Raw genomic sequence first — 23705 nt, 5'->3', positions numbered from 1 at the left:
ATCTATCAGAAGCCCGAGAACGGGCTTTTGATAACGCGGTTAAGCTTTGATGGCCCCGACCATCATCCCCTGCACGAAATACTTCTGAATGAACGGATACACGAGCGTAATCGGCAGCACGGTGACGATCAAAGTCGCGTACTTGATGGCCATCAGCGTGGACAGCGGGTCTGTCCTCATGTTCGGCGGCAGACTCTGCATGTTTTCGACGATCGCCGTGTCGGACAGCATGCGGACGATTATCGTTGGAAGCGTCCACAGCTGCTGGTTCGAGACGAAATAAGCCGAGCTGAACCAATCGTTCCAATGGTTGACGGCCACGAACAAGGCGACCGTCGCCAGCACCGGTTTCGACAGGGGCAGAATGATCCTGGCGAAAATGTAGAAGTCCCCACCGCCGTCCACTTTCGCGGACTCCTCCAGCTCCTCCGGCAGCTGCCGGAAAAAGGCCATGAACAGCAGTGCATTAAAAATATTGAACAGCGACGGAACGATGTACACCCAGAACGAATTGAGCAGATGGAGCTTCTGCAGCAGCAGGTAAGTCGGAATCAATCCGCCGCTGACGTACATCGTCACCAGGCCGATCATCGAATACGTTTTACGGAACACCAATCTCGGTTTGGACAAGGCGTACGCGCCTATCGCGGTGAACAGCACGCCGGTCACCGTACCGATCGCCGTCCGCGCGACCGTCAGCAGGAACGAATTCAGCAGCTGCTCGTCTCGGAAAATAACGGCGTAATTGTCGAACGTAAACTGCCTAGGAAACCAGTACAGCTGGCCTCCGGCCGCGTCGACCGGATCGTTCAGAGAGTAGATTAGCAAGTAATAAAGCGGATAAAAGGTGGCCAGAAATGCCAACACGCCGATAATCGTCACGATCGCATTCACGATCCGGTCTTCCCGCGTCAGCTTGATGTAGGAACGCAACCCGCTCCCTCCTTTGTCCTTGTTGGAATCAGAACAATCTGTTGCCGGATACCCGGCCCGAGAACCAATTCGCGAACAGCACGAGCAGCAGCGACATGACCGCCTGGAAAGAACTGATTGCCGTCGCGTAGGAATACCGGGTAAGCTCAAGGCCCATCTGCAGCGAATAGTACTCGATCACGTACGAAGTACCCTTGTTGAACGAGTTGCCGAGCAGGATAGAATGATCCAGGTTGCCGGTAAACAGCGTTCCGGCTTTCAGAATGAACAGCATAGCGAACAAGGGTACGAGACTCGGCAGCGTAATGTGTACGATCCGTTTGATCCGCCCAGCTCCGTCGATCATCGCCGCCTCGTACAGATCGGGCTGGATGCCGGCGATGGCCGCCAAAAAAATGATCGCTCCCCATCCCGTCTCCTTCCAGATGCTGATTAGCGTCGACAGCTGCCGGAACAGTCCCGGCTCCGTCCAAAACTCGATCGGATTCCGGATCAGCTGCAGTAGCTGCATCGTTTCGTTGACGATCCCTTTCGGATCCAGCAAAATGATCCACATCGAGGCTACCATCGCGAAAGCGATAAAATGCGGCAAATAGCTCGTCGTCTGCACAATCTTCCGGAATCGCCTGAAGGGAATCTCGTTGATGAGCAGAGCGAACAGCAGCGGCATCGGAAAAACGACAAGCAGATTCAGCAAACTCAGCAGTACCGTATTTTTTATCGCCTGATGAAAAGTTGGATCGCGCAGCATCTCGGCGAAATGGCTCAAACCGACGAATTCGCTGCCCGTAAAGCCGGACGTTATCTTGAAGTTTTGAAACGCGATGATGTTGCCCGCAAGCGGGATATATGCGAACACGATAAGGAACGCTATGCAGGGCAGAATCATCATTTGCAAGGCCCATTGGGATTTCAGTTTTTTCCAGGTTCCGCCGCCTTGTCTGTCCGGCGCCGCCACTACTTCCTTCATTGCATTCCCCTCCCTTGAAACAAGGATACCACCCCCGCGTCTGCTAACCTATGAGACAGATTTAAGCTTTACCGGTACAAAACCGCTGATTGTCTTTCTCAGCCGAACTAGAAGCGTGTCCCATTAATGTACGCTTGCATGTCAATCATAAAAAAAACGTTCCCCCGCCAAGCAGAGGAACGTTTACCGGCTCATCCGGCAGGGTCCGCCAATCCGTCCAAATCCGTCGAGTCCTTCGACAGCACGGGATGCTTCAACACGACCGTCGCGCCTTTGCCCGCCTCGCTCTCGATTTCGAGTCCGTACGGCTCGCCGAAATAATGCATCAATCGCTCGTGCACGTTAATCAACCCGAGCCCGCCTTCGCGTTCCTTGCGCGAAGGCGCGGCGGGGATCAGAAGCTCTCGCGCGATCTCTTCTGGAATACCCGGCCCGTTGTCCGTTATTCGAAAGATGAGCTTATCTTCCTCCAAGCCTCCTTGCACGATAATCATTCCTGCCTCGCCTTTGCCGGAGATGCCGTGACGGATCGCGTTCTCGACGAGCGGCTGAAGCACGAGACGCATCAGCGGCAACATGCGAATCTCCTCCTCGATCATGTACGTAACGCGAATCGGCCGGGAACGACGGGTCTTTTCGATATCGACGTACGCCTTCAGCAGCTCAAGCTCGCGCTCGACATTGGTCAGTTCCCGGCCTCCGTTTAGGCTGAGGCGGAACAACGAGCCGAGCGAGCTGACGATCTCGCTGATCTCGCCGACGTGATGGGCTTCGGCTTTCCAGCGGATCGTATCGAGCGTATTGTACAGAAAGTGCGGATTAATTTGATACGCGAGCACCTGGAACTCCAACTGCTTCTTGCGCTTCTCCGATTCTTTCGTCTCCTTCAGCAGCCGGTGGATTTCCCCGACCATTGCGGACATGCCTCGATAGAGCAAGCCCACCTCGTCGCTTCTTCCGGCATAGCGCGTATCGGCGAGCGTATCCTCTTTGAAATCGCTGCGCGCCATCGCCTTCATACGGCGGACCAGCTGCGAGATCGGATTCGTGTAGGTCATCGTCAAATAGCCGGCCAGAAACAAAGACAGCAGGAAGTAGAAGCCGAGCAGCGCCGCCGTGACCTTATTCAGCACGGCGATCGGATTGTTCAGGTCCTTGTTCGGCACGATGCTGACCAGCCTCATCTCGTTGCCTAAGACCGCGGAGAAACTGAGCAGGGATTTGCGTCCGGCACGTTTGATCGTCGCGGACGCGAGGGATGGCTTAAGGGCATTAAGCAAGCTAGGCTCCACGGCGTTGTAACGGCCGTTGGAACTGTAAGCCGGATATCCGTTCATATCGACGAGCAATAGCTCCTGATTGCGGAATTGACGCATCGGGAGGATGAATTCTTCGAGAATGGACGGCCGGATTTCCATCACGACGACGCCCAGGGGCGAGAAGGTTTTCAGACTGTGCAGCCGCTTCGCGTAGCCCAGCGTCGGCTGTATGAACAGGTTCGGGTGGTCCGCGGAGTCGTACCTCTTCCAGAACGGCCGGCCTTTCGTCGCGATGTTGGCAAACCATGGAGCTTGCTCGAGGTCGAGGCTGCCGTATGCCGATCTCATGTAAGTCGGGTGCTCCGACGGACGGAGCGGGAACAGCCGGATCCGAAACAGCTTGTTCGAATAGTTGAGCGCGTCGGTGTAAGCGATCAGCTTGTTCGAATAGGATATCTCGTCCGAAGGGTCATTCTGAGTGGGGTCGAACAAAGCCTGCAGCTCTTCGGACGCCATGATCTTGTCCTGCTCGTTCATGACATACCGGAAGAAGTTATCGAGATTTTTTGCGTTTTGCGCGACCGAATCCAGATGGCTGCCGCGAATCGTTTTCTCCGATTTGGACCAGGCTAGGTAGCCGACCAACGCGAACGGAATGACGATCAGCGCGAATAGGACGAGCATGAACCGGTAGCGCATCGGCAGCGGGTAACGTATCCGTTCATTCATCTTCGCAAAGCCCCTTCAGTTTGCGATATTCGTTGGGCGTGCAGCCGACCTTCCTTTTGAATAGCTTGGAAAAATATACCGTATCCCGATAACCGACCTCGCTGCCGATCTGGTAAATTTTCAGGGAGACGTCTTGGAGAAGCTCTTTGGCTTTCTCCATTCGAAGATGGGTCAAATAATCCAAAAAGGTCATGCCCGCGTTCTTCTTGAACAGCGTGCTCAGCCATTCCGGCGACAAGTAGACGTGATCGGCCACCATCTGTACGGTTATCAGCTCGCGGAATCGCTCCTCGATGAACGTCTTGGCTTTCTCGAAAATCCAGTTACGCGAAGCGGATGCGCCCTGCAGTTCTTCGTTCGCTTGCAGCAAATAATCCAAAACGAGCGGCTGCAGCGTATCCGAGGTTTCCAGTGCCTCGATCTTCTCCCAGACGAGAAGAGGCCGCTTTTTCCAGTCCTCGCGCTTCCAGCCTAACTTCCTCGCCTCCTCGAACGCGTCCAGCAGCCAATCGAACACCCGATGGTGCAAATCCCGAAGTTTCTCGACTCCCCATTCGCGCACCATGTCGGGAAAGAGCGAGACCGCCTCGCGCACATCCTGCTCGTCCCCGTGCCTCAACAGCTCCGCGAGCGCCCGCGGCTCCATTAGAACGTCGACGTCTCGAAACGTCCGCGATGTTTCCTGATCTGCTTCCTCGTCCTCTTCTCCGTAAATTTTGGCCTGCGTCATCTTGCGGCACGCTTCCCCGTACAGATCCGGCAGCGACGCCATAACGCCCGCTTCGGAGATGACGATCGTCGCGCTCGCTTTCATGTACTGCTTCAGGCTTGCGACGAGCTGCACCTTGAACTCTCTAAGCCACCGGATCAGCCCTGGGTTCCGTTCCTCCGCCGCAGAGAAAACAACGATCCATCTGCCCTCCGGCCGAGAGCGCAGCCAGACGTAATCGCCGACGCTTTCCGCCTGTTCCAACAGCGAATGCTCCAGCACGTTGCCGATCCCGAAGCGCACTCGCTCCAGTTCTCTTTCGGTATAGCCCATCTGTGCGAACGCCTTGAGATTGTCCGCTTCCAGCACAAGCAGAATAAGCCTGCTGGCGCCGAGCCACGCGATGCCGTATTGAGTCAATTGCCGGAGAATCTGTTCTTCCGCCGACGGTACCGGTGCGCGTTCGATCAGATCCTGCAGCAACTCTTCCCTGAGCTTCGGAATGGCGTCCTCTACCAGATAGAGGCTCATTCTCCGGCGCTCCTCCCGTTCCTGCATCGCAAGCGCCTTCTGCACGACCCGCTTTAATTCCTCGATGTTCACCGGCTTCAGTAGAAAATCGACGACGCCGTAGTTCATCGCCTGCCGAGCGTATTGGAAATCGTCGAACCCGCTCAGAATGACGACTTTGCCCGAGAAGCCAACCTCGTCCTGCAGCTTCCGGATCAGCTCGAGTCCGTTCATCTTCTCCATGCGAATGTCGGTGACGATAACGCGTACTCCCGGAGACGAACGGACCGTTTCCAAAGCTTCCTCCCCATCGTCGGCGCCTATCGCCTCTTCGAACCCCAACTCCTGCCATAGGGACAAGCCGAGCAGCCCGTTGCGGATTTGCGGCTCGTCCTCGACGATCAACACTTTACGCAACCTTCTTCCCCCCTCTTTCGTCCTTTAGCTCCTTAAGGCTCCTCTAGCTTCCAAAAGGACGAATGCGGTACGTCCGGCCTGTCTCGGTGGTGAACCAGATTCCTCCTTGCTTCAAGCGCTGAACGGCGATTTCCTCTCCGTCCTGCATGACCGACAGCCCGTCCGCCTCGGCGATCTCGCAAACCCTGCCGTGCAAGGAACGCACGTCCGCCTCCTCCAGTCGGCCATCCCGTCATCGGATACTGACTTCGAAGCCGTCGTCCGCGCCACATCGCCTGCGTTCCGGGACGGGATCCGGCGATCGCCCGTTGTTTCCGTCTTTCGATGGAGCTCCCGACCACAGCGAGTCTTCGTTTAAGCCGATGCGATCCCACTCGACGCCTCCGAATTGCATCGCTCCGATCCGACCGTTACCCAGCGGCAAAGCCTCCGTCCATTTCGTAGCCGGTTAGTCGTATTGCAGCTTCACGCGCATTCCACTTTCGTCGCTGTTATGTTTCGAAGCGTTTTACTCCGTTTTTGGAGAGATCGCTCACAAACCGGTTGTTCCGAATGTCCACTTCGCTGCAGGCGATCAAACGGAAAGCTTGCTCCGGCTCCGCAGTGACTCCTGCCGGAAAGCGAACCGTATTGCCTGTAAACTCCAGCGACCGTGTGCTCTTCGCGTCCAGTACCCGCGCCTCCCGCGTCTCGAAGACGTTGTCCGCGATGCGGATACGTCGGTGCACCGGCGCCGTTTCATCGATCTCCTCATTCTCGGGAAGAATCGCGATGACGGCTTGGTCCGGTCCTCCGCATTCGATAAAACGATTACCTCGAATCGTCATATCCTCGACTCGCCCCGATTCGTACCAGGACGCCGCGTCGTCGGAGACGAGCACGGCGCTCATCAGCATCCGCTCGAATACGTTGTCCGCGATAACGACCGGCCGCCTTGTCGTCGCCAGCACGCCCCTTGTCGGGATGCGGGCGAAATAGTTGCCCCGGATCTCCGCCTCAGGCGTCCACGTCACGTTCTCGATGACGTCCGCGTCGCCGATCCCGTCCGGCGGCCTCTCCTCCAGCGTCAGCAGCATTTCCAGCGGATCGGTCAGTTCGGCCGCCTCCACTCTCCCTCGCCCGTACGGCAACAGCGAGGCGGCGCGGACGAATTCAATCTCGTCTCCCGCCGCGAACGCCGCGAAGCCGTACGTCTGACGATGCATGAAGCGGACGGCAAGCTGGCGTTCGGAAGGCCGACCAACGATGCGCAGATGCGTGCCGTGCACGTTGATCACGTCGTCGTGTGCCCCGACGAATCTGCTATCCGCGATGTCGATTTTCCCTCCGCAGCCCGACAAGTGAATGAAATCCGCGAACGCGGCCACCGTGCGCCCCGTTTCCGGCCGCGGCGACATATCCAACCTGCGGAAGCTCAGATCGGCGCTGAACTGTCCAACGATGCCGAGCCCGTGAGTGAAATGAATTCCGACGTCTCGCCATCGCACGTCCCGGCTCCTGTGAATGAAAACGCCGACCTGATCGCGAATGCCATCCCGGACTTGAAGCGTCCAGCCTGCTTCAAGAGCTTCGCCGGGATCCCGGTCGAAGCGGAACTTTACCTTGCCGGGGCTCGTTTCCTCGGCGCTCGCCGCGAGGGCGACGACGTTGTCGATTCGCCAGGTCACGTTCCGCTCCGGATCGTACGCCTGCATCGGACCTTCACGGAAGCTCCAGCCCTGCCCGATCCAGGAAAGTTTGTCCCCGACGATCGAATAACGGGTATCTCGATGAACGGCTACTTCCATGTAACCGTCTTCCAAGCGCTCGATCGTCATCTCGGCCACCGTCGGTTGCGCGAAATCGGTATGCAAATTCCGGACGGCGATTCTTTCGCATTCGTCGACTGTAATCATCGTCATTTTACCATGAAAGAGAAATAGCGCTCCTCCCCCGTCCAGCGTAAAATCCTTCAGTCCCTTCATGCGGATGCCGATCGTCTTTACGGGATTTGGGTTTTCTTGTTCGCTTGCCGTGTTCGTTATGAAATAGATCGTTTTCTCGGCCGATTCCGCGTAGAAATCGTAATAACCCGGCTCGATCGCGAGCCGGACAGGACGCGCGGCCGCCGCGACCGCGGCCAATGCGCGCCGCATCGCCGGGCCGGCATCCTCGCCCGAATCCGGACGACCTCCGAAATCGGCGAATGCAAGTAGAAGCTCATGCTCCGTCTCGTGCGTCATTCGTCATCACCCACTCCGTTCGTTATTAGTCTTCGATGGCTTGCTCTGTTCCATTATAGATTATGCTATACTGAGTCAGACAACTTTCGGAAAGGACAAAACCTTGTACAAAATGGACATTCTTGATTGGAGGGAGCAAGGGTGAAGCTGGATCTGCGTTCTAATTTAAATTCCCATTCGGGCTTATCGGCTCCTCCGGTCGACCCGACCAATACGTCATTTCCGTCAAGCTCCAGGTTTCCCTCTCCATGCCCCCTTGAACGACCGCTCCGAGCCTTCCGCTCCCTATCGGCAATCCCTGCTGCCATCCGGCGGCCGGGCTTATATAAAACATCTTCATTTTCCCCATATCGCACCATCTCATCAAAATTCAATGTTAGCGCTTACTCCTATTGATCGTAACGGCGTTCGTCCCTTTTCGTAAAGGTACACTTGCGGATTCGGGGGTACGATCTTCCGTATGAGCGGCCGAAATCGTTTGCGGGATGCGAGATGTGTCCGGCACGCGCGAAAATAGGGGCAAGTCGCGACGATTGCCCCTTCCTTCCGTCTTATGCGATTACCCGGCCCATTGCTGACCGTCTTCTAGCTGATCGTAAGAATGATGAATTGAAGCTTCCACGAAATCGCGATATGCCCAGTGCGCTGTCTTAACATCCTTCCAGGGGACCTCTGTCCAGCACGCGATTGACGATGGTCACCGCTTCCGCTCACGTCAAAGCGTTGTTCGGCCTGAAGGTTCCGTCCTCGTACCCTTTCATGAGACCGGCGCCTTGCACGGCTAGAATGGCATCTCGAGCCCAGCCGCCCGCAACATCGGCAAAGCCTGCCCCCGTTTCGGTCGTCTCGTCGATCAGGAGCGAAACCAGCTTCGACATTTCCGCGCGGGTAATCGATTTATTCGGCCCGAAGCCGCCATTCGGGTAACCCTCCATCAAGCCCATTCGAGTCATGGCCGATATGGCGTCCTTCGCCCAGCCCGCCTCGTTTACATCGCCGTAATTTTTGTTCTCGGCTACCGCATCACGTGTAAGCACCCTGGACAAAATCGTGGCTATCTCGGCTCGGGTAATGTTTTTGTCCGGCTTGAAGTTTCCATCCTCGTACCCTTCCATATAGGCCTCATGCTCGTTGATTTGATCCGTCGGAACAATCGGCGTCGGCGTTGGCTGCGAACCCGTACTCGAATCGAAAGTCGGCGTTGGTGTTGGCGTCGTCTCGGCTTGCACGCTGAACGTCACGCCGTCAACCAGCATTGTGCCGCCCGATTTTTTCACGGCCTCGCTGCTAAGCAGCCCGGAGATGCTGAACACCGTCTGACCGGTCAACCGGCTTGCGTGGCGAGCGTCCACCGTTTCCCGGAACGCGCCGTCCACGAAAATATCGATCTCGCCCTACTCCGGCCCCTTAGGCGTAATGAAGGACAAGCCCGTACCCGAAAACGTGTATTCGACGGAGTCGCCATTCGTCTCCGTATAATGGATGTCGTCCAAATGATCGCCCTTGAAGGAGAACGTCAGCGCGCTCTGACCGTTAGGCAGCGTCGCCAAGTATTCCTTCTTGATCGTCACCTCATCGCCGTCCAGCGTATAATCTGCTCCCTGTACCAACGACTAATCCTTTCAGTGGATTATGGACAGGGCTACCTACCATATCTATTGTAAAGGTTTTTTTATGCGAAGGTTTCAGCAAGGCAGAAAGTTTTGAAATTTCAGAGAACATTAGTGCAACGCTAGTGAATTTTCTTGAAATGAATTATTGATTGGATTTTTGGAAATATCCAGGAGATAATCCCGTGATCTCCTTGAAAACACGACAAAAATATTTAGGATCGTTGTAACCCACCAAATCAGCTACCTCATATGTTTTCAAATTTTTGGTCATCAAAAGCTCTTTTGCTTTCCTGATTCTAAACTCCTTTACATATGCAGTAAAATTCCTTCCGACTTCCCGATTAAACTGACTACTTAAGTATTCAGGAGTAATTCCAAGTTTTGAAGCTACCTCTTCCAAAGAAATACCTTCCCTATAGCGCTCCTCAATCTGACCTAACGCTTTCTTTATGATCATTCCATATATTTGGTCTCCATTTTTCCGACGGGCTGTAATCTTTTCAACTATCTCTTGCACAATTCCTTTAAGTTCATTCCAAGTTATAGCATCCATAATGCTTTTGAGGGTTTCATTCTGATAAAGTTCTTCATAAAGTGACTGATCAAACTCTTTAAGCGCGTTGATCAAAGCAGAAGAGAATCTTGTAAATGCCTCAATAACATAAGTAGGTTGGTATTTGTCCCGTTGACACCATAACATAAATCGTTCTGCCTGTTCCTGGATTAATTGGATATCACCCTTAAAAACCGCTGACTTTATATTATTTTCTATTTCCACTGGATACTGCATTAATTTAGTGCTTGTCTTTAGGGTATTGGGATAGCATATTAGCACATCTTCGCCCAGTACAATCGACCACTTGAATTCTTTACGTATCGTTTGCAAACTCTCTCGAAAGTGTTCAATACCTGTGAAACCAATCCAGCCTATAATCATATTACCTTCATATTTTTGACGAATTGCTTTGAAAATCTCCTTTTGGAAGTGTCTTTCCAAAATGTGATCGCTTTCACTAGAATGGACTAGAAATACAATCTCATTAAGTACACTTAGTTCAATATCATAGTATTTAATTTCCTCGAATCTTTGAATTGATTCAACAATTGAACGTCTGACTTCATCTCTCTCAATATCATTAGATTGAGGCATATACACAGATATCGCAATAAATGCTTGTTCATTGTCAATGCTATGCTCATTTTTTAAACGGTTTAATAGATCTGTTTCATTATTTATATTTCCAAAAATAAGATTTTGAAACAAATAATCTACAGTCTCCAAACCTTGGATTTTTTTCAACTGAAGTTCTTTCTCTGCCATGAGCTCTATTTCAATATTATCTAATGTCTTTTTCAAATCATCGACTTCAATAGGTTTTAACAAATATTCATTGACTCCAACTTTTATTGCTTTTTGAGCATACTCAAAATCAGTAAAACCGCTAAGTATAATGTTCTTATGCCGTATTCCCATATTCTTTAGCTCTGCAAGCATTTCTAAGCCATTCATTTTAGGCATTTTTACATCCACAATAACCAAATCAGGCTTTAACTCCGTAATAATTTCTAGACCAATCAAACCATTTTCAGCTTCTCCTACAACCTCATGCTTAGATATTTTCTGTATTAACCTTATGATTCCCTGTCGGGTTTTGACTTCATCTTCTACCACTACAATTCTCATAAAGCTCTCCCCTCCACACTAGTCAAGTTTAGGTAAGGTCAACTTAATCCAAGTCCCTTCTTTAAGAATACTTGAAATTTGCCAACTAGCTTCCTCACCATAATACATCCTTAACCGTTCGAATACATTTCTTATGCCAATACCTGTTCCTTGGTAATCAACATTAATCGTTCTATTATTACAGATAGCTGCTAATGTCTGCTCATCTATTCCTTTACCATTGTCTTCGACTTGTATAATAATATATTTATTTTTATAGGAGCTAATAATAATATTAATAACTCCTCCAGAAGTATATCCTTCAAATCCATGAATTAATGTATTCTCTATAAACGGTTGGAACAATAGTTTATAAATTTCACATGACAACACCTCTTCATCCACAGAAATATTACATTCAAATGAATAGTTAAATCGATTTTGCTGCAAATAAATATATTGCTTCATCCACTCCAGTTCTTCGCGTATCGTTACAACTTTATTGCTTTTGCTAATACTGTAGCGAAGAATTTGTGCAAGGCTCTTAAGCATTTTACTAATATCATATTCTTCTTTTTCAATGGCCATCCAATTGATCGAATCTAATGTATTATAAAGAAAATGAGGATTTATTTGAGCTTCCAAAGCTCTAATTTCAGCTTCCTTTTGCTTAAAAGTCACATTTTTCACTTCTTCCAAAAGCAAACTAATCCGGTTCATCATCTTGTTAAATCTCAAGGCTATGATCGAGATCTCATCCTGTTCTTCCAATTCAACTTGTATAGATAGCTCGCCTTCTTGTACGGTTTTCATTGCTGCCAGAATCTTTCCTATGGATTTTGCAAAACTTCCGGATATGTAAATGATAAAGATGATGGAAAACAATATAGCAACCGCCCCAAATATAACAGTAATTCTCTGCAACAAGTAAATATCATTGAAAAGATACTTCTTATCAACAACATTAATGATCGACCAGTTTGTCTTCTCATCCAAAAAACTATTTATGAGTACGGGTTTCTCAGTAAATAACAAAGCTTCATTTAACAAGTTCTTTATATTATCATTATCGCTATCATTGACAGATGAAGCAAAATCATTGATGTTCTTACCTAAGAACTCCTTTTTAGGGAATGAAACAATATATCCATCTTTGTCAAACAAAAAATTTATTCCGTTGGAGTTTTTTTCATTATTTATCTCACCCAATTGATTACTGGCCTTGAATATAACATTCTCATCTAGACTTATCACTACTACCCCAATTTCTTTATTAAACTCCTTAAAGTCGATCATCTTTTTGGCGATATGAAAAAGGTAATAATCCTTCCCATCTCTATTTTCAACGAACGCTGTAGGCTCTAGAACCATCTGACTACTCTCGATCGCTTTTTTATAAACACTGGTTTGCGTAACATCCGAATAATTCATCCAAATATTATCAATTGACGAGGCTGTCACCGAATCATAAAAAGCAATACCATTATTTTCACATAATACAGCAATGCTTCTTACTCCGTCTTTGCCGCTTACAGCGTTTTTCAGCTTCTCACTTATTACGCTAAAAGCAATGATCTTATCATCATTAGACCCATTATTCATGAGTGCTACCTGCTCAACCAAATCATCATCCGTGTATAACTGATACAAAACGTCTGTATATGAATTTAACGTCGTATCCAAATTCTTTGTAGATGTTTCTAAGTTGAAACTTATCAGTTCATTTACTTTCTTCTGCATGGAAAGAGTTATGTTGTATAATGAGAGAGTCTGAATAAAGAGAATTGGAACTATGGATATAAAAATAAATGAAAAAATTAGTTTTTGCTTAAAGCTAAGTTTTTTAAATTTCCTAATGAACCAATTCCCATACTTCCCCTTATTAAAACTATTATTCACTCTTTTTGTTAGCATAGTTACCACATTCCCATACATTAATAGTAATAGCCTCTCGGCAAAGGAAGTTTCTCATGCCTATCGTAACAAATCACTCCGCTTCTGAATAGCAATTACCTTCATAAGCATATTACTTTTAAAAACCTGTGTCTGCTGTACCTACATAAGCATACAGATTCACAGGTTAATTCGTTTTGCTTCTCCAATTCGACTAAATAAGCTGCACTTTATTGTCTACCCATTGTACTTTGTACATTCTCTGTTCAATAAGATGATAATAATTGCCCTCACATGATTCTTGTCCGTTAGCCTTATAAATCTTGAAATCTACTTCATTCCAATCGATAGCTCTTGTATGTGCAGCTGGTTTTACTTGTGGGATAATACTTCCTGATCGAACTAAAATAATAATTGGAATGGTGCCTGCCTCAATATCGTACCATTTACCACCTGCATAGGTTTGATCTGTTTGGAAATCAATCCACATACCTTCCGGTACATATACTTTTCTTTCATTATCACTTTCAAATAATGGAGCGACTAGTATATCACTTCCGAACATATATGCGTCATCAATCAACCATGCATTGGGATCCTTCGGATTCTGAAGGAACAAAGTCTGCATCATAGGTAAACCTTGCTGACTACATAAATGTGCTTGTGTGTAGATATAAGGCATTAACCTATATTTCAGTTCGGTAGCTGATCGGAAATCATTCATAAACTCTTCACTATATTCCCAAGGCTCTTTAGGTGGTGCCCCATGACATCTGCTGTGGGAGGTCAACATACCAAATGGCATCCATCGGCGATATAACTCTTCCGGACTACGATGAACGAATCCACCAATATCATGACTCCAGAAAGTGAAGCCACAAAGTCCTAGAGATAAGCCTGCTCGCAATGTTGCGGCCATTGCACTGTTCGTATTCTCGGCATCACCACCCCAATGCAGCGGATAACGTTGACTCCCAGCCCATGCACTTCTAGCCCATATAATCGATTCACCTGTTATTTCCTTTGTAATATCTCCAACTGCTTTATTATAGCGAAGCGGATATAAATTATGCTCAAGCAAACCACTTTTGCCTGAATGGTACATGCCATGAATAGGAGCAGCTTCACCAAAATCAACTTTAATTGCGCTAACTCCCTTTTTAAGGAGACCTGCGATCTTTTCTTTATACCAAGTTACCGCCTCTGGATTACTGAAATCTAGAATTGCATCTTCAGTTGGCCATCCTCCGCTTAAATTTTTAACAGCAAAACCACGATCAATGATTTCCTGATAATATTCATTGTTTGGTGTAAAGTAAGGGAGCTGCCATAGACTGATTTGGAAGCCTTGCTCACGTAAATCAGCAATCATTTGGTCTGGATTCTCAAACCTCGAGGGAGCGAATTCATAATTGCATCGCCAGTCTGTCTCAAACCAGCCTGTATCCAAATGAATCACATCACATGGAATATGATGATTACGTAGCTTATGAGCTACTTCTCTTACTTCTGTTTCAGATTCATATGTAATTCTACTCATCCATAAACCAAAGGACCAGAGTGGGGGAACGGGACTTCTCCCCGTTAATGCAGTATATTCTGAAAGGAGTTGCTGTGGCTCCCCCAAAAAGAAAAACAAATCTAGCTCCTCATCATTTAAATAAATGCTGTTTATTTCATCATAAGTTTGCCCAAAATCTAATGTTATTGCTGCGCTTGAATGAATAAACATACCATATCCTCTACTGCTCATAAAGAAAGGTACTGGTTTATACATGTATGGTGTTTGAGCACCGAATGCATCCTTGGTCCATAAATTTATTTTTTGCCCGCGTTTATTCAATGCGGTGAATGATTCTCCACAGCCATATATTTTCTCTTGAGGCGATAAAGTGAAGCTAGCCGCAATTGTTGTCTGCATATCAGCATTCGAGCGAACGAAAGAGAATGGGATTTTTGTATTCACTAAAGATAAATTATCCTGCATATGATACGTTTGGGTTAATATTTTTCCACTTGTATCTTTAAAAATCAAATGAAACGGATTCATTTGTAAAATCACTGAGCCAGCGTCACTGACCCATTCAACCTCGTTCTCACGCATTACCTGTTTCCAACTAGTATCAGAAGGAATAGTCTCTGGAATCATCAGAGAAGGGACTTGATCGAATTTACCAGCTCTTGACTTCATTCGTATGCGAACTGTTCTATTCGAAACAAAAGAAATCGAAAATGGAAGTTCAGGCGATTCTGTATATTCCACTGGAAACTCCCATGATCTGGTTGGCTCAAAAGCAAGTTCTGCCTGATTAAAGGAAATACGTGACTTTCGACCAAAGCGTTCAAATCGTAATTTCCGATCTTCCTCTTCTACCCTACTACCCACTACATTCATACCAAAAAAAAACGTATTTTCAATTCGATTAAATTCCTGGCTGATATCTACAGAATCATTTAATAAAGTTGTACCTTGCATAGTGTTCACCTCTCTAGTTTTTAACCATACTACCCAGCCATCATTTCTAATCGATAGTTAAGCTTAGTCATCTCTTCGATGGCTGGGCATTTATGGACAATGCTCGAATACTTCAAATTGATTGGATATGCATAAAAATGCAGGTAAGTATCATTGGTTCAACTTATCTAGCATAGCTAAAATCAAAGTGACTGCTTCTGCTCGGGTTGCTGAGCTATTCGGATTAAATGTGCCATCCCCATTTCCCTTAACGATGCCTGCTTTTGCAGCTGCTGCTACATAAGGTTTTGCCCATACTGGAACTTGATCTGCATCATCAAATGGAAGTGTTTCGTTTGGATCCACTTCAAGACCCATTGCACGTACAATAATAACTACTAACTCAGTTCTAGTTATAGTATGATTTGCACGGAAAGTCCCATCTTCATACCCTGCAATAAATCCTGCTTTAGTAAGCGCATGAATGAATGGCATGGCCCATACTGGTGTTTGGTCTTGATCCGCAAAGCCAAACTCCGTTACTGCAGTATCTAATTTCAGTGCTCTAGCTAACATCGTTGAAAACTCACCGCGTGTTGCTGAATCATTTGGTCTGAACGTTCCATCTTCATAACCATTTACAATTCCGAGTTCCACTGATTTTTTAATGGATGCCTTAGCCCAATGATCTACGATATCAGATAGATCTATTTTTGGAGATTCTGGTTCAGTTGGTTTTTCTGGTTCTGTTGGTTCTGTTGGTTTTGTTGGTTCAGTTGGCTTAACTGGATCAGTAGGTGTCGGTGTTGATCTTTTCTTGAAAGTAACATGAATCGTATGATTGCCTACTACATCATTAAAAGTATAACTGTTGCCGGTTACTGTTACTGCCGTTCCATCTACCATCACTTGATCAACTACATAACCATTATCAGGTGTGAATGTAAATGTTGAGCTATCTCCTTCATTTACCGTTACTTCACCGCTTGGATCAATAATTCCGTTTGCTCCTGCTGTCGCTGTAAGGGTATGGGATATTTCAGTTTCAGAAATGGCTACCGCTTCTAAGGTTCCATTCGCAGGAACCGTAATGGTTGCGTAGCTAACTTTAACTCCGTTTATTTCCTTGTGCTCAGCATTATATTTCTGCTCACCGACTGTGATTTTATTAAAATCACCATAGAATCTTGCTTCCCAAGTAATAGGCTCGCTAGATACATTAGTGACTTTAGTTTGTTTTAGTCCGGTATGCTTAACATTGATCTCATGATCACCGACTGGTAGATATAAAATTTCTACATCACTTACTTCAGATGGTAGACGTGGTGCTGTAATGATGAAGTGCTCTCCAGCATATGGTTCAATTCCCATCATACCTGTAATGACCTGAGAAATGAATGTAAACGATATTTCTGGATAATCTCCATTAGTCCCTTGTATTGGTCTTTCATGTGGTCTATCTTTTCTGTCGATGATATATTTCATCCACTTCCAGGCTAAGTCTGACTTGTTGTAAGGAAAATACGTATCAGGTAGATAAGTATATGTCTCAATATTATTAGGAGCAGAGTCATTGCTACCAATACCACTTCCCAAACTTTCCTCAATAAGCTCGATTTCCTTTTCAGTACGTGCTCCAGGTTCTGCAAGCTCCTTCATCAGTAAAAAGAAGCTGCTCTCTTTACTAATTCCAAAATGTTTCGTACCATCATCGCTTACTCCCCAAGCAAAGTGATCTTTGCCTTCTTGAAAACTCCATTCTTCATTGAAGTAGTTCTTGTAATCGGCTGCTTTCTTCTCCCATATCGTCGCTTCATCTAGTTCCCCTCTTGCCTTCAAAATACCTGCATATGCAAGTGTAGCTTGATATTGAGAAGCGATACTTTCTCCTGCTTCAAGCGGCATAATACTGCCTCTTTCATTATAGGTGCTTTGACCTAGCCAAAGATTTCCACCTTGAACTCCCTCTGCTACTCCATTCCCGTTAGTTTCATGCAATGTGACAAAATCCGTCATAATCCTGGTGCTGAAATTGAACAGCGTTTCATCTTGAATATATCTTTCATCGCCAGTCCAACGGTACAATTCATATACTTTCTGGACAATCTCGAATGGAGCAGGTAACTCACGGATAAAATCATTATCATTTTTATAATCTAGAGTAAATGGAGAGCCGTCAAAATTATGTGCCCACACCGTGTACCATTTTCTTGATTCCGTTGAGCCTTCGGCAAAAGTTTTAATCATTTGGAAATTCTCATCAGCTAATCCTACTATTTGAGCACCGACTGCCTGATGAGCAAAGTCTCTGGCATAAAATGCAGTTCTGTCAAAATATCCGGCCCAATAACCTGGATTATAATCTACTGGGCCTGTTCCGGTACCATACTCATTTTGATTGATTAACCCCTTTTGACCTGTCACTACGAATATATCCGTTTTGTCAGTTGCCCATAGAAATTCATCTTGTAAATATTGATTGCTTGATATTATAGAAGGCTTTTTTTCCATCCCTATACATGTTATTGTCCACACATTGCTTACATTACCCTTACTAATCGTAAATTCTACAGGATGACTAAAATTCACTCCATTGGTTGATGGACTAATACTTGCACCTTCTGAAACTTCCATTACAACATCAAGTGAAGTAACATCAGTGTCATAAGGCACCTTGAACGATACTGACTTCTCCTCGTAATTAATCACAGCCTTGCCGAACTGCTTTTCTCCCCTGAAGTCAAATAAATTAGCCATATCCGGGATATCAGTGGTTGAATTTGCAAATATTTGAATATCATCGATTAATGCTTCTGAGGTACTACCACCTTTTGCATAAACTTCAACAACACTATTTTTTTCAAGCAGAACATGCTCTAAAGTCACTTTTTCGTAACCTTGCGTTCCATTTTCAGTTTGCTTTGAGTTAATAGCTGAAGTACTACCCGCATATCTGACACCGATCTCTGTACCTTGTGCTGCTGCTTTAATATACATGCTTAAATCATACCACGCAGTCTTTTCAACCTTAAACGCATAGGAAACATCTGCTTTTGGATTATTGGCAGGTAAATAACCAAATAGGAATCCTGTTCTTGCTCTATTTTTGTCATTAATAAAAGCACCGCCTTTACTAAACTTCCAACCTTCAGGCGATCGATCAGCTTCAATATCAAAGCTAGCGTTGCGAACATAATTGATCTTAACAAATTCGCTTGAATGTTCTGACATTGCTTCTTCTCCTTCAAGCTTCCAATTATCTTTAGGAGTAACAGCGTACTTAATATATTTGCCATCGAGCGCGTCTGTTATATATAGAGTTTTGCTAGTTTCCCCATCAATTACCTCATATTCACCATCTGGTGTATCAGAGGCTAACCACTGATAGGTACTATTTCCTTCCGTTTGGCCTTCATCCTCATCAAAAAAAGTGTAGCTGCCAAGTACGGTTTCTCCTGTCCATAAATTACCTGATATTGCTACATTTTGAGCTAGAGGTGGAGTATTCTCCATTTCACTTGTATCAAATAATAGTGAATAATTTGTCACTACAGCTCCATCAGTGACCGATATATCAAGCTCTTGATCTACTGCTAAATCTGTTACCACTAACTCCACTTCTTGAGGCGTTTCCGTTGCGGTTACCATTGTGTTACTTTCACCAGCAGTAATCGTAACATTACCATTACCGCTTACTGCAGCAGTTAGAATATAATCTCCTGCTTGTGGAATTCTAACCATCTGATTAAATTGATCTTGACTCATTAAATTATCCAAGACACTAGAAGGATCATATATAAAAGAGTAATCATCCCCATTGACCCATCCTGTTCCGCTCTTGGTATACACGACTACTCGATCATTTTGTTTCAAACGAATGGGTTCTAATTCAAAAGGTACATTATAGGTAGCTCCTGCTGGTAGAACAATATTCGCTAACTCATCACCATCAGCTCTCCTAACACCAAAAGCACCTAATTCTCCTCCTGTTGATATATAAGCAGAAGTTTTATATGTTCCGGTATAAGGCACTGTGACTTCCTGTTCAACATATCTGCTTCCAATATTTACATCCGGATCTAAAGCAAAAGCATACGCTCCCGAGTGTGGATTATTTCCCGCTATATTCGCATTGTGAAAATTCCATCCTGTTTTTTGATTTTCAAATCCTGGGTTTGTCAATAAATTTGTGCTTGCTGCCTTTACACTACTGTTAATCGAAGGGAAGGCAGATAAGATCATGGTTAGAGCTAATACCAATGATAAAGATTTCTTCATCGTAAATTATCACTCCCAATTTTTTTTTACTTTTCATCCATTTATTAACCTTTATGCTTTTATGGCTCCATTAGTTAGTCCACTAACAATATACTTTTGCATAAAAATAAAGATCAGAACTACTGGTGAAATTGTGATCATTCCATAAGCCATGACAGAGTTCCACGAAGTTCCATACTGCTGCATAAAGTTGTAGATTCCCGCGGTAATTGGCCTCATTGATGATTTGTTGATGAAGGTTAAACCATAAATCAGGTCCCCCCATGCATACAGTAAGGAAAACACTGCTGCAACGACTACTCCTGGGTAGGCAATAGGAATCATAATCCTAATAAAAGCCGTAAAGTGATTGCAACCATCCATTTTTGCTGCCTCTTCCAATTCCTTTGGTATTGATAAAAAATAGGTTCTTAGAATAAGTATGGCAAAAGGAATTCCAATGGTTGAATCTGCAAGAATAGGAGCAACATAAGTATTAATAATTTGTAGATTGTTAAACATGATGAATAACGGAGTCAAAACCAGTGTTGATGGAAGCATCTGTGTAACAAGAAAGGATAGAATAAAGAGCTTTTTTCCTTTAAATCTAAATCTAGCTAAACCATAGGCTGCCGGTATGGAGAGCACCGTCGATAGTACCATAGCGCTTACAGATATAATGGCACTATTGTAGAAAGCATTGAGCATATTGTATTCTCCACTTTTCAACTGAGACAAATAAGCGTTAAATGATACCGTTTCAGGAAACAAGGAGGGAGGAGATTTGAAAATATCAACCTCTGTTTTGAGAGAAGTTACGATTAGCCAATATAATGGATATAAAAATACCATACATATTAAAAAAGCAGCTGCAGCGGTTAATATTGATTTCTGTTTAGAGGAGAGTTTTTTCATATCTACATCACCTCCTCTTCTTCTTTGATAAGTTTCAAATAGCCTAGACTGATGATAAATAATATAACAAAAAGGACATTTGCTACCGCTGCACCCTTGCTGAAATTAAATTCTGTAAAAGATAACTTATATGAGAATGTTGAAAGCATCTCAGTAGCATTTACAGGTCCACCTTGTGTCATGACATATACAAGATCAAAGACTTTAAAGGTGAATATAAATCCAAGTATTAAGACCGAAGCAATTGCAGGTTTAAGCAAAGGAATAGTGATATGGAAAAACTTTTGGGATCTGTTCGCTCCATCAATATTAGCGCTTTCATATACATCGTTCGGTATAGTTGAAAGTCCAGTCGTCAGAAGAATCATATTAAATGGGATACCGATCCAACTATTTGCAATTATTAAGGACCACATTGCGCTAGCAGGTTGTAATAACCACTCGATCGGCTTATCAATAAAGTGGAAGAAAAGCAATATTTCATTAATGATTCCACCATTCACGCTAAACATAAATTTGAATAGTAAAGCGGTAATCGTCACCGGAATCAACCAACTAATCATAACTAAACCCCTAAGTGTTTGTGCTAGTTTGAATTTCTTCACAAAGAGTAGGGCAAGTGAAAAACCAATTACAAATTGAAAGGTAATGCTAGCAACTGTGTAAATCAGTGAATTCCGTAGAGATAGGAGTAATACAGAATCTTTTTCTTTGAACAACTCCATATAATTCGCAAGTCCAACAAATTGTTTTGAATCATTTGCCAGCGTCATAACGTTAACGTCCTGGAAACTAAGAATAAAGTTATTAATGATGGGATATCCAATAAACACCAGCATATAAATCAATGCAGGAAATACAAAGAAATGTCCCATATAATTCTCTTTTATTTTCCAGCTTCTATTTCTCATCACTAAACCACTACCCCTATCGCCATCGTGGAGAGGATAAATTAACTGAAGTACATGATTGAACTTCAGTTAATTATCCTAAGCTCGAAGATCTAATCTATCTTGTCTATTTTTTCTTGTGCATCTTTTGCTGCTTGTTCAGGTGTCTTTGTGAGTGTTAACGTTTCCTGCAAAGCAGTTGACATAGCATTCGAGATTTCAGGCCATTGTGGATGTGGTCCTCTAGGCATTGCATATTGCATTGCATCCATAAACACCTTAAGTACGGGATCATCTGTCCATGTCATATCTTGTGCTACATCCATTCTCGGAGGGAATGCACCATAATCAATTGCAGTCTGTTTGACGATCTCTGCCTGCCCAATATACTTAATAAATTTAACCGCAGCATCAACATTCTTGCCATTTACGACGCCAATGTTTTCTCCGCCAAGTACAGATGAGAACTGTTTATCTTTAGGGATCTGAACAACATTCCATTTAAGGTCTGGCGCCTCACTTTCTAAAGTCGGAATCTGCCATGGACCATTCACCATCATAGCAAGTTTCCCTGCCATAAACTGCTTGTTAACATCTGACTGCGTCCAGTTGATACTTTCCTTTGCCAAAGAACCATCCTTGATCATATCCGCTAAAAATGTAAAAGATCGAATACCTTCAGCACCATCGACTTTTTCTGCAGTCGCTCCACTTGAAAGCAACCAAGGAATAAATTGGAATGTTCCTTCTTCGGTCTTTGGAGCTGCAATACCAAGTCCTGATACTCCATTGCCTGTTACCTTTTTGGCAACCTCTCTTAATTCATCCCATGTTTCTGGGGGATTTACTCCTGCATTAGCAAGTATGTCTTCATTGTAGTACAATGCCAAAGTATTACTTACCATAGGTATGCCATAATTCTTGCCATCTAACATTGTAGATTTCCAAGGTCCTTCAAAGTACTGATCCTTATCTGCCCAATCACTAATTTGATCTGTTATATCTGCAAATAAGCCCATCGCAATATAGGAAGCCATATCAGGATTATCGATGATTACAACATCAGGAAGTTCATTAGCAGCCAAGCCTACGGATAACTGCTTTTTAAAATCTGCAAACGGAACATATTCATGACTTACTTCAATCTCACTTTGTGATCCGTTAAAACCCTCAGTCCAATCATCAAGCACCTTTTTTTGATTGGCATTTTCAAAATATGTCCACATGGTTAACTCCACTTTTTCTTTAGGATCCTCAGTGCTTACATTATCTTTTTTTGATGTAGGATCCGACGAATTCGCATTGCCACCACAGCCAGCCAAAGCACCTGCTAAGAGTGCAGTGATAGCAAGTAATGGAATCACTTTCTTCATTTCCAAGTCCTCCTTATTCATATCGTTTGGATTTATGAGAGCGCTCTCTTTAATTTAATTATCAAGCACTGCAACTTTTTCTTAAATTCTAAATATCTAATACGAGTGGACATATTTAATATAAAATTATATAGCTCCGCATGGAACGATGCGGCTAATAGTCTAGCTTGCTGAAGCACAACGATTCAACTCGCTTTACATTTTTCATCCAGTGTACAACAAACCCAGTACCGGCGCGGTACTGGGTTGTATTCTACAGAAACTGTATTCGTTTTGCAGGGCTCTCCTTTTACAGTGTTTTAAGATATTAACGATTTAAATAGACTGTTTGACCCGATCGGACTGATTCATAAATTGCTTCCAAAATCTCAGTGACAACAAGTGCTTGTTCTGCTGATACAACAACTTCTGAGTCATTCAGAATAGCATTGATCCAGGCTGCACATTCCACATCGATATCTTTTAGATATTGGCTATCCGGATGGAAGCGGTTATTGTAACCGACCGTAAGTTTGAGTCATTCGGTGTTAACACATGTACCCGGTACAAGCTTAATCCGATTAAATAATAATGCGGTTAATTCCGACCGTTCCGAATCCTTGAAGGCAAGCCATAAGCGGTCAACCTCCTGGTCAACGAGTACATGCAGCATAACGGATGTCCCCTCAACCAGGAAGTCTATCTCGCATAATCCATTCTCGAAATGGAGCGAATGACCGAGTACCTCAGCTCTGCGTCTGTCGAAGCCGAGCAACAGCGAACCGCATGGCATCAGGCGCAGGTAAGGATAGCTATAATTATCGCTCGCCATCTCCACATAGCAGCAGTATAATTCGTCCTCGCTCAAGGATTCGTACTCAGCTGGAATTCCCTTCAGTCTCGCGAATAGACTGTCGA

The 23705-nt window shown here is 45.1% G+C and carries 17 protein-coding genes and 1 pseudogene; all 18 read right to left on the bottom strand.

Features of this window, described 5'->3' with window-relative positions:
* Positions 1 to 39 precede the first annotated feature (39 nt).
* Positions 40 to 933, bottom strand: coding sequence for a carbohydrate ABC transporter permease (locus RB620_RS18740; protein ID WP_308096883.1), 894 nt, complete (start codon positions 931 to 933; stop codon positions 40 to 42).
* A 28-nt stretch (positions 934 to 961) separates the two neighbouring features.
* The gene (locus tag RB620_RS18735) at positions 962 to 1903 is read right to left on the bottom strand and encodes an ABC transporter permease (RefSeq protein ID WP_308096881.1); all 942 of its coding nucleotides are present in this window, start codon (positions 1901 to 1903) and stop codon (positions 962 to 964) included.
* Positions 1904 to 2094: 191 nt separating this feature from the next.
* On the bottom strand, positions 2095 to 3891 hold the full coding sequence (locus RB620_RS18730) for a sensor histidine kinase (protein WP_308096879.1): 1797 nt from the start codon (positions 3889 to 3891) through the stop codon (positions 2095 to 2097).
* Positions 3884 to 5518, bottom strand: coding sequence for a response regulator (locus RB620_RS18725; protein ID WP_308096998.1), 1635 nt, complete (start codon positions 5516 to 5518; stop codon positions 3884 to 3886). Before RB620_RS18725 ends, RB620_RS18730 begins: the two co-directional genes overlap by 8 nt.
* 52 nt (positions 5519 to 5570) lie before the next feature.
* The gene (locus RB620_RS18720) at positions 5571 to 5747 is read right to left on the bottom strand and encodes a hypothetical protein (RefSeq protein ID WP_374121431.1); all 177 of its coding nucleotides are present in this window, start codon (positions 5745 to 5747) and stop codon (positions 5571 to 5573) included.
* Positions 5748 to 5759: 12 nt separating this feature from the next.
* Positions 5760 to 5951, bottom strand: a complete 192-nt coding sequence (locus tag RB620_RS18715; RefSeq protein ID WP_374121429.1) for a glycoside hydrolase N-terminal domain-containing protein — start codon at positions 5949 to 5951, stop codon at positions 5760 to 5762.
* Positions 5952 to 6018: 67 nt separating this feature from the next.
* Complete coding sequence (locus RB620_RS18710; protein WP_308096871.1) at positions 6019 to 7749, bottom strand: alpha-1,3-galactosidase-related protein; 1731 nt, start codon at positions 7747 to 7749, stop codon at positions 6019 to 6021.
* 160 nt (positions 7750 to 7909) lie between these two features.
* On the bottom strand, positions 7910 to 8098 hold the full coding sequence (locus tag RB620_RS18705; RefSeq protein WP_308096869.1) for a glycoside hydrolase N-terminal domain-containing protein: 189 nt from the start codon (positions 8096 to 8098) through the stop codon (positions 7910 to 7912).
* 361 nt (positions 8099 to 8459) lie between these two features.
* Positions 8460 to 9125 carry an S-layer homology domain-containing protein gene (locus RB620_RS18700; protein ID WP_308096867.1) on the bottom strand — a complete coding sequence of 222 codons (666 nt, stop codon included), beginning with the start codon at positions 9123 to 9125 and terminating at the stop codon, positions 8460 to 8462.
* 18 nt (positions 9126 to 9143) lie between these two features.
* The gene (locus RB620_RS18695) at positions 9144 to 9359 is read right to left on the bottom strand and encodes a X2-like carbohydrate binding domain-containing protein (RefSeq protein ID WP_308096865.1); all 216 of its coding nucleotides are present in this window, start codon (positions 9357 to 9359) and stop codon (positions 9144 to 9146) included.
* Between the two features lie 145 nt (positions 9360 to 9504).
* Positions 9505 to 11046: a response regulator transcription factor gene (locus RB620_RS18690; RefSeq protein WP_308096864.1), complete on the bottom strand. Its 1542-nt coding sequence runs from the start codon at positions 11044 to 11046 to the stop codon at positions 9505 to 9507.
* 18 nt (positions 11047 to 11064) lie between these two features.
* Positions 11065 to 12627 carry a sensor histidine kinase gene (locus RB620_RS18685; protein WP_374121428.1) on the bottom strand — a complete coding sequence of 521 codons (1563 nt, stop codon included), beginning with the start codon at positions 12625 to 12627 and terminating at the stop codon, positions 11065 to 11067.
* A 505-nt stretch (positions 12628 to 13132) separates the two neighbouring features.
* The gene (locus tag RB620_RS18680) at positions 13133 to 15394 is read right to left on the bottom strand and encodes a glycoside hydrolase family 31 protein (protein WP_308096860.1); all 2262 of its coding nucleotides are present in this window, start codon (positions 15392 to 15394) and stop codon (positions 13133 to 13135) included.
* 150 nt (positions 15395 to 15544) lie between these two features.
* The gene (locus RB620_RS18675; RefSeq protein WP_308096859.1) at positions 15545 to 19651 is read right to left on the bottom strand and encodes an S-layer homology domain-containing protein; all 4107 of its coding nucleotides are present in this window, start codon (positions 19649 to 19651) and stop codon (positions 15545 to 15547) included.
* Between the two features lie 51 nt (positions 19652 to 19702).
* A complete protein-coding gene (locus RB620_RS18670; protein ID WP_308096857.1) occupies positions 19703 to 20545 on the bottom strand; it encodes a carbohydrate ABC transporter permease in 843 nt (280 codons plus the stop codon).
* Between the two features lie 2 nt (positions 20546 to 20547).
* Positions 20548 to 21456: a carbohydrate ABC transporter permease gene (locus RB620_RS18665; RefSeq protein ID WP_308096996.1), complete on the bottom strand. Its 909-nt coding sequence runs from the start codon at positions 21454 to 21456 to the stop codon at positions 20548 to 20550.
* 92 nt (positions 21457 to 21548) lie between these two features.
* Entirely contained in the window at positions 21549 to 22808 is a 1260-nt protein-coding gene (locus RB620_RS18660; protein ID WP_308096855.1) for a sugar ABC transporter substrate-binding protein, read from the bottom strand.
* Positions 22809 to 23115: 307 nt separating this feature from the next.
* A pseudogene (locus RB620_RS18655) lies at positions 23116 to 23259 on the bottom strand (Gfo/Idh/MocA family oxidoreductase); the annotation flags it as partial.
* Between the last annotated feature and the right edge of the window lie 446 nt (positions 23260 to 23705).

This window comes from Paenibacillus sp. LHD-117 (genome assembly GCF_030929555.1).
Lineage (GTDB): Bacteria > Bacillota > Bacilli > Paenibacillales > Paenibacillaceae > Pristimantibacillus.
Note: the sequence above shows the minus strand (reverse complement) of the source record. Positions and strands in the feature narration are given on the sequence as shown.